The following is a 13291-nucleotide window of genomic DNA, read 5'->3' as shown; positions in this document are numbered from 1 at the left end:
GATGCCCAGCCCCACCGCGCACAGCAAGCCGTTCGGCACCGCCCCCGGGCGGGCGGAGGTCGATATCTGGACGCTCGACTCCGGCTCCGGCGTCCGGGCCGAGATCCTCACCTACGGCGGCATCCTGCACCGGCTCATGGTGCCCGACACCACGGGAGCCACCGCGTCGGTCGTCCGCTCGCTCGCCTCCCTCGACGGCTACACGGGCAGAAACCCCTACTTCGGTGCCCTCATCGGCCGTTACGCGAACCGCATCGCCCACGGCCGCTTCACCCTGGACGGTGCCGCGCACCGCATTCCCGCCAACGACCGGGGCCACGCTCTGCACGGCGGCCCCGACGGCTTCCACACCAGAGTGTGGGAGGCGACCGCTCACAGCACCGACGACACCGCCGCGCTCCGGCTGACCCTGCACAGCCCCGACGGCGACATGGGATTCCCCGGCGCGCTCGACGTCACCGTGACGTACACCCTCGACGCCGAAGGCACCCTCGCGCTCGACTACTCCGCGACCACCGACCGCCCCACGGTCGTGAACCTCACCCATCACGCGTACTTCGACCTGACCGACGAGGGCGACATCCTCGGCCACACCCTTGAGGTGGACGCCGACACGTATCTGCCCGTCGACGGGGACGGCATCCCCCGGGGCCCCGCCGTCGATGTCCGGGACACCCCCTTCGACCTCAGCGTTCCGCACACGCTGGGGGACCGGATCGGCCTGCCCGACGAGCAGCTCCGTACGGCGGGCGGCTTCGACCACTGCTGGGTCCTGCGGGACCCGGGACCCGGCCACGCGGGCGGCCTCCGCCGGGCCGCCCGTCTCACGGCCCCTCGCGAGACCAGGGTCATGGAGGTGTGGACCACGGAACCCGGCATCCAGGTCTACACCGCCAACCAGCTCGACGGCTCCCTCACCGATCCGGCCGGCCGGCGTCACGAACGCCATGGCGCCATCTGTCTGGAGACCCAGCACCTGCCCGACTCACCCAACCGCCCCGACCACCCCAGCACGGTGCTGCGGCCGGGCGAAGTGGCGCGCAGCAGAACCGAGTTGCGGTTCCCCCACCTCAACGGGCGGCGGACGTTCTGATGCGCCGCTGATCGAGCGCGGGTCCGACGTAGGGCCGGCTGCGCGGCCTGAGGACCGCGAAACCCCCGGCACGGAGGCGGACGGCGGACAGGTGGCCGGACCCCAACTGGGCCGGGACATAGGGATGCTGGCGATATCGGGTACGGTCGAGCTGAACCGTCCGGCCGACCCGGCGCGTACCGCAGCCACCGGTGCGGTGACCGGGGCCGCCACCGGTGCGACGGCCGGGGTCGGCGCAGAAGCGGATCCGGGGATACCGGCTCTGGAGGCGGTCGCCGCCCGGGTGGATCGTCACGGCTGACGGCACGGGCGGCGCGCCTGCTGACCGCTTTGCGTCAGTGAAGCGACCACTCTCAGCCAAAATTGGTAAAGATAGTCCAAAAGGGAACAGATCCATCCTTAACCCATCAGTCACAAACCGTTCGTGATCACGCAACACCGTTCGGCCACAGTGAGGCCATGACCGATGTGACTTCCGCGAAGAGTGCCCGCCGCCCCCACCACTGGCGACGGGATCTGGTCGAGCTGGCCGCCCTGTTCACCGCAGTGGCCGTCGCCGACGCCGTGGCCAATTCGATCGCGCACGGACCGGACGGCGCTTCCCTGCTGATCGCCTCGGCGGTCGTCCTGCTCGCCACGGCCACGTTCCACACGTGGTGGGCACGCAAGCACAGCCACGCACCCCCGGAGGTGGTCACCGGCGCCGGGGTGACCGCCCCGGCGGCGGACTTCGGCGTGCCGGCCGAGACGGTGCTCTGGCGGATGCGGACCACCGTCCGGGACGAGCCGGGCAGCCTGGCCGCCCTGTGCGTCGCGTTCGCGACGCGGCGCGTGGACATCCTCACCCTCCAGACCCACCCGCTCTCCGAGGGGACGGTGGACGAGTTCCTGCTGCGCGCCCCCGCCACGCTCCAGGCGAGGGACCTCACCCGCGAGGTCGCCGCCGCGGGCGGCAGCGGCACCTGGATCGAGCGCGCGGACGCGCACGACCTCGTGGACACCCCGACCCGGGTGCTCGGCCTCGCCACCCGTACCGCCCTGGACTCGGCCGAACTACCGCTGGCACTGCGCCAGTTGCTGGGCCGCTGCACGATCCACTCCCGGCCGGCCGAATCGGCCGGCGGACGGCGGAGCGGGGAGGGCGCACCGGTCGAGGGCGCGCTCGACGAGACGTCGATGGTGCTGCGCGACCCGAGCGGCGGGTCCATCACGGTCGAGCGGCCCTATCTGCCGTTCACCCCGACCGAGTTCGCGCGGGCCCGCGCGCTGGTCGAGCTGGACGCCCGGCTCGGTCCGCGCATGCCGGTGGGCCAGCACATCCTCACCCTCCCCGAGGGCGAGGAGATCACGGTACGGCGTGCCGACCAGGACGACCTCGAAGCCGCCCTGGCGATGCACGCCCGCTGCTCCGCCCGTACGCTCGGCCTGCGTTACCACGGCCCGGCGGCCGACGCGGACCGCTATCTGGACCACCTGCTCAGCCCGCGCTTCGGACGCACCCTGGCGGTCGAGACCTCCTCGGGGAACCTGGTCGCCCTCGGCCATCTGCTCTGGGACGGCGACGAGACGGAGGTCGCGCTGATCGTCGAGGACGCCTGGCAGCGGCGCGGTATCGGTGCCGAACTGCTCGCCCGGCTGGTCGAGTTGGCCACGGAGGCGCACAGCGGGACCGTATACGCCGTCACCCAGTCGTCCCACACCGCGATGGTCGCGGCGATGCGGAGCCTCGGCCTGCCGCTCGACTACCAGATCGAGGAGGGCACCCTGGTCATCACGGCCCGGCTGGAGCCGAAGGCGGCCCGGCCGCTTCCGCCGCACGGGGATTCCGGCCTGTTCGAACCGGACCGCTCCGAGCGCCGTCCGTAGCACCCCGAGCGGCCGGTCGCACGTGGACGGGCGGACCTTCGGGGCGGGCGCCCGCCCCGGCCGGAAGCCCCTCCGGACAGCCCCGCGCCGCTCCGATCCGGCCGAACCGTGCCGTGGGCCGGAGGCCCTGCCGCCGGGGCAGGCCGGGCCGCACCGCACGGGAACGGCGGACCGCCGATGCCACCCCGGTCGCCGCCCGTGCCGGCCACCGTCGGCCACCGACGTCGGCCGGGACAGAACCCTGACGTGACGGATGTGGCCGACTCGGGGAGGATGTCGGCATGTCAGACACAGCAGGCAGCGTGCTGCCCCGTCAGGTCGCCGACGCCTACGTCGACGAGCTCATCGCACTCGACCCGATCACCGGCACCTATCTCGGCGTCGCGGAGAGTTCCCGTCGTCTCCCCGACTTCTCCCCCGCCGGACAGCAGGCGCTCGCCGATCTGGCGCGCACGACCCTCGCCCGGCTCGACGCGGCCGAGCGGTCCCCGGGCGCGGACAGCGAGGCCGAGCGGCGCTGCGGGCGGCTGCTGCGCGAGCGCCTCACGGCCGAACTCGCCGTCCACGAAGCCCAGGAGGGGCTGCGCGCGGTCAGCAACATCCACTCGCCCGCGCACTCCGTCCGTGGCGTCTTCACCGTGACCCCGACCGCGACGGACGAGGACTGGGCGGCGGTCGCCGACCGGCTGCGCGCGGTGCCGGACGCGCTGGAGGGGTACCGCGCCTCGCTGGCCCTCGGCCTGGAGCGCGGTCTGCCGGCCGGCCCGCGTCCCACCGCGACCTTCGTCGGCCAGCTGACGGAGTGGGCGGGCGGCGGGCGCGGCTGGTTCGACGAGTTCGCCTCCTCGGGCCCGGAGACCCTCCGCAAGGAGCTGGACGAGGCCGCCGCCCTGGCGACCGACGCGGTGGCGGGGCTGCGGGACTGGATGACCGAGGTGTACGCCCCCGCCGTCGCGGGCACGCCCGACACCGTGGGCCGGGAGCGGTACGCCCGCTGGTCGCGCTACTTCAACGGGACGGACCTCGATCTCGACGAGGCGTACGCGTACGGCTGGTCCGAGTACCACCGGCTGCTCGCCGAGATGCGGACCGAGGCCGGGAAGATCCTCCCCGGCGCGAGCCCCTGGGAGGCGCTCGCCCACCTCGACGAGCACGGCACGCACATCGAAGGGGTGGAGGAGGTCAGGGACTGGCTCCAGGGCCTGATGGACGAGGCGATCGCGGCGCTGGACGGCACCCACTTCGAACTCGCCGAGCGGGTACGGAAGGTGGAGTCCCGGATCGCCCCGCCGGGCGGCGCCGCCGCGCCGTACTACACGGGCCCCTCCGAGGACTTCTCGCGGCCGGGCATCACGTGGCTGCCCACGATGGGCGAGACGCGCTTCCCGGTCTACGACCTGGTCTCGACCTGGTACCACGAGGGGGTGCCGGGACACCACCTCCAGATCGCGCAGGCGACCCATGTGGCGGACCAGCTCTCGCGCTACCAGGCGTCGGTCGGCATGGTCAGCGCCAACGCCGAGGGGTGGGCGCTGTACGCGGAACGCCTCATGGACGAGCTGGGCTTCCTGCCGGACGCGGAGCGCCGGATCGGCTACCTGGACGCGCAGATGATGCGGGCCTGCCGGGTGATCGTGGACATCGGCATGCACCTGGAACTGGAGATCCCGGCGGAGTCGCCGTTCCACCCGGGTGAGCGCTGGACGCCGGAGCTGGCGCAGGAGTTCTTCGGCAACCACAGCGGCCGTCCCGCCGACTTCGTGGAGAGCGAGCTGACCCGCTACCTGTCGATGCCGGGCCAGGCGATCGGCTACAAGCTGGGCGAGCGCGCCTGGCTGCTGGGCCGGGAGAACGCGCGCAAGCGGCACGGCGACGCGTTCGACGCGAAGGCGTGGCACATGGCGGCCCTGTCGCAGGGCCCGCTGGGCCTGGACGACCTGGTGGACGAGCTGTCGAAGCTCTGACGGGACCGACCCGAAGGCGGGGCCGTGCCGGTCGGGCACGGCCCCGTACCGAAGCCCGCACCACTCACGTGCGCGCACGGAGGAACTGATGACCGCCTCGCTGCTCTACTGCGCGGACCCGCTGCGGGCGGGCCGGGTCGATCCGGTGTTCGCCGAGGAGGCCACGCGGGCCGGGGCGTACGGCGTGACGCGGGCCCTGCTCGACCATGACGCGCTGCTCGCCGGGGACTTGGCCCGCGCCCTGGCCCGGGTGGAGCGGGGCTCGGGGCCGTACTGGTACCGGGGCTGGATGATGCCGGCGATGGTGTACGCGACGCTGGAGCGAGCGCTGGCCGAGCGAGGATGCACCTTGCTGACGGGCGCCGCGGACTTCCGCCGCGGCCACGAACTGCCGGGCTGGTACGAGGAGTTCGCAGCGCTGACTCCCCCCAGCCGCTGGTTGCCCCGCCCTCCGGGCACCCCTCCGACCCAGGCAGAACTGGCTACGCTCGCCGCCCCGCTGGGGCCCGGCCCGGGCATCGTGAAGGACTACGTCAAGTCCCGTAAGCACGAGTGGGACGAGGCGTGCTTCGTCCCCGAACTGACCGACACCGCAAGGCTGTCGGCCGTGGTGAACCGCTTCTTCACCCTCCAGGACGACACGCTCGCGGGGGGCGTGGTGCTGCGCGCGTACGAGCCGTTCGTGGCGGGCGGCGAGGCACGGGTGTGGTGGGTGGACGGCATACCGGCCCTCACCACGGCCCACCCGGACACCCCGGACCGGCGCCCGGTCCCGGAGACGGACGAGGTGGGAGCGGCTGTACGGGCGCTGGGCTCCCGCTTCGTCACAACGGACCTGGCGCTCCGGGAGGACGGCGTGTGGCGGGTGGTGGAGGTGGGCGACGGCCAGGTGAGCGGCCTCCCGCCAGAAACCGACGCGACACCGCTGTTCGCCGCGCTGGCAACGGCGGGCGACCTCCGGTCCGGCGGGTGAGGGGCGCGACCGAGTCCGGCAACCCGGTGCCCGGCCCGACCGGCAGGCGAGACGCCGAAGCCCGGCCCGGCGACCGGGATGTTCCCACCGGATCCGGCAGATGAAGCGACAGCTCGCCGGCCCGGCGGGTGACGTGCCCGGGCCCGTTCCGCCAGGGGGACGCCCCCGCCGCCCGGCGGGCGGACGCGGGACTGTGGTCCGGCCGGTGAGACGGCGGCGCCCCGGTCCGGCAACGGGGAGCCCGGCTCCGGGGCGGTGCGCCGGACGGCCGGGGGTCGTCAGCGGTGCGCGCCGCCCTCCGAGTTGATCACCTGGCCGGTGATCCAGCACGCCTCGTCGGTGGCCAGCCAGGCGATCAGCCGGGCCGGGTCGTCGGGCATGCCCCACCGGCCGGCCGGGAACCGCGCCGCGATCGCGTCGTACGCGTCCCCCGTCAGGTAGCCGGTGTCGACCGGCCCGGGGTTGATGGCGTTCACCGTCACCGCGAGGTCCGCGAGGGAGGTGGCCAGCGTGCGGGTCGCGGAGGCGAGCGCGCCCTTGGCCAGGCTGTAGGCGATCTCCTCCGGCATGCCGTCGCCGAGGTCCTGGCCCGAGGTCATGAGGACGATCCGGCCGCCCAGGGTACGGGCGGGCAGCGCGGCCCGCAGCCGGGCGTACGCCTGGACCAGCAGGATCACCGACCGGGTGTTCACCGCCCAGTGGGCGTCGAGCACGGCCGCGTCGACCGCGTCGAGGGGGCCGTCCGAGCCGCTCAGGGCGTGGTTGGCGACGAGGATGTCGAGCCGCCCGCCGAGCGCCTCGGCCGCTTCGGCGAGGAGCAGGCCGGGCGCGTCCGGGACGGCCAGGTCGCCGGGCCCGTGCACCACCCGCGCGTCCGGATCCCCGCACGCCTCCCGCACGGAGGCGGCCACGGCTTCGGGCCCTTCGGGATCGGCGCCCCAGGGCTGCGCGGCGTCGTGCGGCACGTGGTGGTGGAGGTAGACACCGGCCCCGTACGCGGCGAGTCGCCGGGCGACGGCATGCCCGATCCCGCCCCGCCGGCTGGCCCCGGTGACCAGAGCGGTACGCCCGCGCAGGGGCAGGGGGTCGCGGCGGAGGTCTTCGACGGTGGGGGGTGCGAGTGCCGGCATGGCACCCCATGCTGTCCGCCGACGGTCCACCCCGCCACCGGGTTTTCCCCGCGGGGTCCGCCTCACCCGGCACGGCCCCAGCCGCGCCCGAGGACGTACCGTTCCCGCGTCCCCGCCCGTCGCCGGTCCGCTGAACTCCCCCCGTACGCGTCAGCAGCCGCAGTCCTCCGCGCCGACCGCCGCCGTCAGGGGGTCGGCGGCACGCCGCTCGGTGCCCTCCCAGGTCTCGACCTCGAAGCCCTCCCTGATCCAGTACTCGATGCCGCCGAGCATCTCCTTCACCCGGTAGCCCAGCCCGGCCAGGGCCAGCGCGGCGCGCGTACCGCCGTTGCAGCCGGGGCCCCAGCAGTACGTGACCACCGGGACGGCCTTGTCGAGAAGCCGTTCCGCGTCCTCCGCGATGCGGGCGGTCGGCAGGTGGAGGGCGCCGGGGACATGTCCCTGGTCCCAGGACGCGGTGGAGCGGGAGTCCAGAAGGACGAAGCCGGGGTCGCCGCCCGCCCCCAGCGCCGCCGCCACGTCGGAGACATCGGCGTGGAAGGCGAGGCTCGCGCCGAAGTACGCGGCCGCCTCGGCGGGGGACGCGGGCGGCACCCGCAGCACCGCGTGGGGAGCCACCGGAGCCACCCCTCCCGGCTGTGCGTCGGCAAGGAGCGGGAACGGGTGCGTGTGTGTAGTGGTCATGCACAGAAATTTACGGTCGCCCGACCCGCGTTTGAAGGCGCTATCCCCGGCACTCCGCTTGAATCGCCGCCGTTTCCTCTGCTATCCCTGGCCCATGACCACGTATTCCCCGGACAGCACCGACTGGCGCATTCTGGACGTCCTCCAGCGCGACGGCAGGGCCAGCTTCGCCGAGCTGGCGCGCGCCGTCTCCATGTCCCCGAGCGCCGTCACCGAGCGCGTACGGCGGCTGGAAGAGGCCGGCGTGATCGCGGGCTACACCGCGGTCGTCGACCGCGAGCGCCTCGGGCTGCCGATCCTCGCCTACGTCCGGCTGCGCTACCCGAACGGCAACTACAAGCCCTTCCACGACCTGTTGGAGCGGACCTCCGAGATCCTGGAGGCCCACCACGTGACCGGCGACGACTGCTTCGTCCTCAAGGTCGCCGCCCGCTCGATGTCCCACCTCGAAGAGATCACCGGCCGGATCGGCACCCTCGGCTCCGTGACCACCAGCGTGGTCTACTCCTCCCCGCTGCCCCGCCGCGCCCTCGGTCGCTGAGCGCCTTCGCGTCAGTCGCTGAGCGCCGCCGCGTCCACGCCCCGCTGCCGGACCGCCGACCCGTCCCGCTCCTTGACGATCTCCAACTGCGTGGGAATGCGGCGCCGCAGGTCCGCGACATGGCTGACGATCCCGACACTCCGGTCCCGCTCGCGCAGCGAGTCCAGCACGTCCAGGACCTCGTCCAGCGTCTGGTCGTCCAGGCTGCCGAAGCCCTCGTCGATGAAGAGCGTGTCCAGCCGTACGCCCCCGGCCTCGTCCGTCACGACGTCCGCCAGGCCCAGCGCGAGCGCGAGCGACGCGAAGAACGTCTCGCCGCCCGACAGCGTCGCCGTGTCCCGCGCGCTGCCGGTCCACGCGTCCACGACCTGGAGCCCCAGGCCGGAGCGCCGCTGCCCGCCGGCCCTCGCGTCGGTGTGGACCAGCGTGTAGCGCCCGCCGGACATACGCCGGAGCCGTACGGTCGCGGCGGCCGCGACCTGTTCGAGGCGGGCGGCCAGGACGTACGACTCCAGGCGCATCCTGCGCTCGTTGTCGGTCGAGGTGCCCGCCGTGAGCGCGGCGAGGCGGGCCACCCGGCCGTACTCCTCGCGCACCGGGCCGAGACCGCGCACCTCGGTCTCGGCCTGCCGGGAGAGCCGGCCCAGCTCCGAGCGGCGGTCGCGGGCGGTCGTACGGACGGACGACGCGCCGCGCAGGGCCCGCTCGGCGGTGTCGTGCGCGGCCTGGGCGGCGTCCGGCCGGGCGGGCGGCCGGTCGGCGGCGGCCCGGGCGTCCGGCTCCGCGAGCCGGTCGGCGACCGCCGCCGCCTCGGCCTGCCAGATGTCGATACGGCGCTGGAGCGCGCGCCGGTCCGGCTCGGGGAGGAGCGCGTTCGCGGCGGCGCGCGGGGTGTCGAAGCCGGCCCGGAACGCCGCGTCGGCCAGCCGGTCGTCGGCCTCCTTGAGCTGCGCCGCCGTGGTGTCGACCGCCCGGACGGCGTCGGCGGCCTCGGCGAGCCAGCGGGCCCGGCTCTCCAGTTGGGCCACCCGGTCGGCGACGCTGTCGGCGTCCCCGCGCGCCCGGCGCAACTGGTCTTCCAGCCCGAGCTGTTCGCTTTCGAGGGCCTCGCGTCGCGACGTGCGCGTGGCGACGCCGCGCTCGGCCTCGTGCCGCGCGGCGAGCCGGCGTTCGTACTCGCGTCCGGCCCGGTCGAGCGCCTCGCGGGCCGTGTGGGTGCTCGCGGCGACGCGGTGCGCGTCCACGTGCTCGTGGTCCAACCGGCTCACCAGCTCGGCCAGTTCGGCGACGGTGGCGGTGCCGGCCGCCTCACGGGCCGCCGCGCGTTCCTCCCGCAGCTCCGCGTACCGCCGTTCCGCCGCCGCCCGTTCGGCGTCCGCGCGGTCGTACAGCTCCCGGAGCGCGTCCTCGTCGGCCGGGTTCACCTGATCGTCGGAGGCCCGCGCCGGGGCGGGGTGCCCGGCGGAACCGCAGACGGCGCACGGCTCCCCGTCGACCAGCCGCGCGGCCAGCTCCGCCGCGATGCCCTCCAGGCGGCGCTCCCGGATCCGCAGCCATGCCTCGTGGGCCGTGTTGGCCTCCTCGCGGGCGGAGTTCAGCCGGCGGTCGGCCGTGTCGGCGGTCGCTTCGAGGGTGTCGCGCCGCCGGGCCGCGGTGAGCCGCCGCCGGGCCGGTTCGAGTTGGCCCGCCAGCTGTTCGGCGCGGGTGGCCGCCTCCTGAGCGGCCTCGATACGGTCCTGGAGGGTGCGGCGGGAGGTGTCCCAGCCGGCCAGCCAGCTCTCCGCGTCCCGGAGAATCTCCTCGTCGGCCCGTGCCTCCCGCTCCAGCCCGGCCCGCTCGGCCGTGATCTGCGCGCTGCGCCGCTCCGCCTGCCGGGCCGCGTCCAGGGCGCCCAGTTCCTGGCGCATGGACCGTTCCAGGGCGGCCAGTTGCTCGGCGCCCGCCTCGGTGAGGTCGTCGGGGAGGAGTCCGCGCGTACGGTCGTACTCGTAGGACGCGGCGCGGTGCGCGCGGTCGGCGTCCTCCCGCAGGGCGAGGGCCGGCGCGACCCGTTCGGCCTTGAGGCCGCGCTCCAGCAGGGTCCCGGCCTCGTCGCGCTCGGGGCGGCGGGCCTCCAGCTCCTCGGCGCGCCGACGCGCCGACGCGAACCGCTCCTGGAGACGGGTCAGTTCACGCTCATCGTCCAGCGCGCGCCGGGCCGCCGCCTGCCGGCTCTCCGCCGCCGCGAGGGCCGACTCGGCGATGTCGGCGCGTTCGTACGCGAGGGAGCGGGCGACGGCCGCCCATTCCAGTACGGCCGGGGCGAGTTCGGGGTCGCCCGGCTGGTGCCCCGGCAGCGGGGGCACCCCGCCGCCCGCCGCCTGGGCGATGCGCTGCGCGATCCCGGTCAGCCGTTCGTCACCCGCGCGTACCTGCTGCTCGGCGGCGCGGCGCAGTTCGGCGAGGCGTTCCTCGACGGCGGCGAAGCGCCGCGTGTCGAAGAGCCTCCCGAGCAGTTTGCCGCGCGCTTCGGCGTCGGCCCGCAGGAAGCGCGCGAAGTCCCCCTGGGGCAGCAGCACGACCTGGCAGAACTGCTCGCGGCTCATGCCGAGCAGCTGGCTGATCTCCTCGCCGATCTCCTGGTGGGAGCGGCTCAGCGCGCGCCAGTCGCCGCTCTCCGGGTCGTACTCGCGCAGCCAGCTCTGCGCCTTCTCGGTGGTGAAGCCGGCACCCCGCTTCTTGGGGCGCAGCTGCGCGGGCTGCCGGGTGATCTCCAACCGCCGTCCGCCCACGGTCAGTTCGAGCAGGATCTCGGTGTGCGTCCCGGCCACGGCGTGGTCGCTGCGCAGGGACGCCCCCGGGCTCTGCCGGGCGCCCGGCACGGCGCCGTACAGCGCGTAGCAGACCGCGTCGAGCACGGACGTCTTGCCCGCGCCGGTGGGCCCGTGGAGCAGGAAGATGCCAGCGGTGGAGAGCGCGTCGAAGTCGACGGACTGGGTCCCGCCGAAGGGGCCGAAGGCGGTGAGGGTGAGGCGGTGCAGTCTCATGGGGTCACCTCGCGGACGGTCGCGTCGACCCGTACGTCGTCGAAGGCGTCGCGCAGCACGGTACGTTCCCGCGCGTCCGCCCCGGAACCGCCGCGGACGTGCGCCACGAAGTCCTCCGCGATCTGCTGGTCGGTACGGCCCGCGAGGCGCCGCGCGTACGAGGCGAGCGGGTCGTCGTCGGTGCGTTCGGGGTCGAAGACCAGGCTGAGCGTGTGCGGGAAGCGGGCGGTGAGCCGGGCCATGGGCTCGGACGGGCGGACCGTGTCGGTCAGGGTCGCCTCGACCCACGCGTCCTCGTGCGGCGTGAGGGTCTCGTCCGCCAGCAGGTCGTCGAGCCGGCCCCGGATGCGGGCGAGGGCGCGCGGTACGGGGCAGTCGATCCGCTCCGCCTCGATCCCGCCCCCGGGGCCGAGGTCGACCAGCCACATGGTCTTGCGGTGGGTGGCCTCCGAGAAGGAGTACGCGAGCGGCGAACCCGCGTACCGTACGCGCTCGGTGAGGCGCTGGGAGCCGTGCAGGTGGCCGAGGGCGACGTAGTCGACGCCGTCGAAGACCCCGGCGGGCACGACCGCGACCCCGCCGACGGTGATGTCGCGTTCGCTCTCGCTGGGCGCGCCTCCGGCGACGAAGGCGTGGGCGAGGACCACGGAGCGGGTGCCGGCCGGGCGTGCGGCCAGGTCGGCCCGTACCCGCTCCATGGCGGCGGTGAGCACGGTCTCGTGATCGGCCTTGGGTGCCTTGAACTCGTCCCGTACCAGAGCCGGTTCGAGGTACGGCAGGCCGTAGAAGGCGACGTCGCCGTGGGTGTCGGTGAGCACGACGGGGGTGGCGCAGTGGGCCGGGTCGGTCCGCAGGTGGATCCCCGCGCGCCCGAGGAGTCCCGCGCCGACGCCGAGCCGGCGGGCCGAGTCGTGGTTCCCGGAGATCATGACGGTCGGTACGTCCGCGTCGGCCAGCCGGTGCAGGGCCCGGTCGAAGAGGTCCACCGCGCCCAGCGGCGGTACCGCGCGGTCGTAGACGTCGCCCGCGACCACCACCGCGTCGACCGCGTGGGTCCGTACCGTCGTCACGAGATGGTCGAGGAACGCGGCCTGCGCGTCGAGCAGGCCCACGCGGTGGAACGACCGCCCCAGATGCCAGTCCGACGTATGGAGAATCCTCAAGAGACGGCTCCGGCCTGCATATTTCCCTTTCCCCCACCCCTCGCGGCGCCCGGTCCGGCACCCACCACGCCGGTCACGCCACCCGTCGGCGACCACGCTAGCGCCGCCCGCAACCCGTTTCCCAGCGGCCCCAGTCTCCCACCGGAGACCCGCCCGGCGGGTCATCCCCGGTCACCCCGAGGTCATCTCCGTGAACCCCGCCGGAAACAACAGACAAAATCGGTGACACTTGCGACAAATTCCGTCACCGCAAATCAATCTCCGATCGGATCAGCACCAAGATCGAGCAGCCGGTGGCGCATGGGCGCCGTGACGAGGCCCGGCGGCGGACGCCGCACTACGCTGGCCGCGCTGATGAACCGTGTCCCGGCCCCCGGCGACCAGACCCAGAGGAGTTGGCCACGGATGGGTTCCCTCACCGATCCCCCCGACACGTGCCAGGTGGTCAGGGCGACGGGTGAACTCGACCTGACGACCGTCCCCCGCTTCGCGCACGAGCTGCGGACCGTACGGGACGTGCCGCGACCGCCCCGGCTGGTGGTGGACCTGACCGCCGTGTCCTTCATGGACGGCAGCGCCCTCGACCCGCTCTGCGCGGCCTGGGACGACTGCCGGCACCGCGGCGGCTGGGCCAGGGTCGTCTACACACGCCGCAGCGTCGGGATCGTGTTCCGCGCGGCCCGGCTCGCGGAACTGTTCCCCCAGTACCTGAGCGTCCAGGACGCCCGGCGTGGCCACGTCGCGGACGCCCCGCCGCCCCGGGAACAGGGCGCGCCCTCCGGTGGGAGCGCGTAAGGTCACCGGGAGTCGCCGGGCGCCGCGCCCAGGACACCGGCCACAGCGATCAGGAC

At 74.3% G+C, this 13291-nt stretch carries 11 protein-coding genes; 7 read left to right on the top strand and 4 right to left on the bottom strand.

Annotation, left to right across the window (positions count from 1 at the left end):
- Position 1: 1 nt before the first annotated feature.
- The 5 genes from OG349_RS30820 (at position 2) to OG349_RS30800 (ending at position 5896) form a co-directional block, all read left to right on the top strand.
- On the top strand, positions 2 to 1093 hold the full coding sequence (locus OG349_RS30820) for an aldose epimerase family protein (RefSeq protein WP_327237693.1): 1092 nt from the start codon (positions 2 to 4) through the stop codon (positions 1091 to 1093).
- A gap of 124 nt (positions 1094 to 1217) precedes the next feature.
- A complete protein-coding gene (locus OG349_RS30815; RefSeq protein ID WP_327237692.1) occupies positions 1218 to 1394 on the top strand; it encodes a hypothetical protein in 177 nt (58 codons plus the stop codon).
- A 158-nt stretch (positions 1395 to 1552) separates the two neighbouring features.
- Positions 1553 to 2959: a GNAT family N-acetyltransferase gene (locus OG349_RS30810; RefSeq protein WP_327237691.1), complete on the top strand. Its 1407-nt coding sequence runs from the start codon at positions 1553 to 1555 to the stop codon at positions 2957 to 2959.
- 281 nt (positions 2960 to 3240) lie between these two features.
- Positions 3241 to 4923, top strand: coding sequence for a DUF885 domain-containing protein (locus tag OG349_RS30805; RefSeq protein ID WP_327237690.1), 1683 nt, complete (start codon positions 3241 to 3243; stop codon positions 4921 to 4923).
- Positions 4924 to 5011: 88 nt separating this feature from the next.
- On the top strand, positions 5012 to 5896 hold the full coding sequence (locus OG349_RS30800; RefSeq protein WP_327237689.1) for an ATP-grasp domain-containing protein: 885 nt from the start codon (positions 5012 to 5014) through the stop codon (positions 5894 to 5896).
- A 278-nt stretch (positions 5897 to 6174) separates the two neighbouring features.
- Here the strand turns inward: OG349_RS30800 and OG349_RS30795 are convergent, their stop codons facing one another.
- On the bottom strand, positions 6175 to 7026 hold the full coding sequence (locus tag OG349_RS30795) for an SDR family oxidoreductase (RefSeq protein WP_327237688.1): 852 nt from the start codon (positions 7024 to 7026) through the stop codon (positions 6175 to 6177).
- Between the two features lie 150 nt (positions 7027 to 7176).
- Positions 7177 to 7710, bottom strand: coding sequence for a rhodanese-like domain-containing protein (locus tag OG349_RS30790; RefSeq protein WP_327237687.1), 534 nt, complete (start codon positions 7708 to 7710; stop codon positions 7177 to 7179).
- Positions 7711 to 7804: 94 nt separating this feature from the next.
- On the opposite strand from OG349_RS30790, the gene OG349_RS30785 reads away from it, so the two are divergent.
- Positions 7805 to 8251 (top strand): Lrp/AsnC family transcriptional regulator, encoded by a 447-nt coding sequence (locus OG349_RS30785; protein ID WP_327237686.1) that lies wholly within the window; start codon positions 7805 to 7807, stop codon positions 8249 to 8251.
- A gap of 11 nt (positions 8252 to 8262) precedes the next feature.
- On the opposite strand, the gene OG349_RS30780 is transcribed toward OG349_RS30785, so the two are convergent.
- Both OG349_RS30780 and OG349_RS30775 read right to left on the bottom strand, forming a co-directional pair.
- Positions 8263 to 11277 carry an SMC family ATPase gene (locus OG349_RS30780; RefSeq protein WP_327237685.1) on the bottom strand — a complete coding sequence of 1005 codons (3015 nt, stop codon included), beginning with the start codon at positions 11275 to 11277 and terminating at the stop codon, positions 8263 to 8265.
- Positions 11274 to 12440 (bottom strand): exonuclease SbcCD subunit D, encoded by a 1167-nt coding sequence (locus tag OG349_RS30775; RefSeq protein ID WP_327237684.1) that lies wholly within the window; start codon positions 12438 to 12440, stop codon positions 11274 to 11276. The genes OG349_RS30780 and OG349_RS30775 overlap by 4 nt, the downstream gene beginning before the upstream one ends.
- 405 nt (positions 12441 to 12845) lie before the next feature.
- Here OG349_RS30775 and OG349_RS30770 point away from each other — a divergent pair, with 405 nt between their 5' ends.
- A complete protein-coding gene (locus tag OG349_RS30770; protein WP_327237683.1) occupies positions 12846 to 13235 on the top strand; it encodes an STAS domain-containing protein in 390 nt (129 codons plus the stop codon).
- The last annotated feature ends 56 nt before the right edge of the window (positions 13236 to 13291 follow it).

The organism is Streptomyces sp. NBC_01317 (genome assembly GCF_035961655.1).
In the GTDB taxonomy this organism is placed as follows: Bacteria; Actinomycetota; Actinomycetes; order Streptomycetales; family Streptomycetaceae; genus Streptomyces.
The sequence above is the reverse complement of the archived record's forward strand: the minus strand, read 5'-3'. Positions and strand labels throughout refer to the sequence as shown.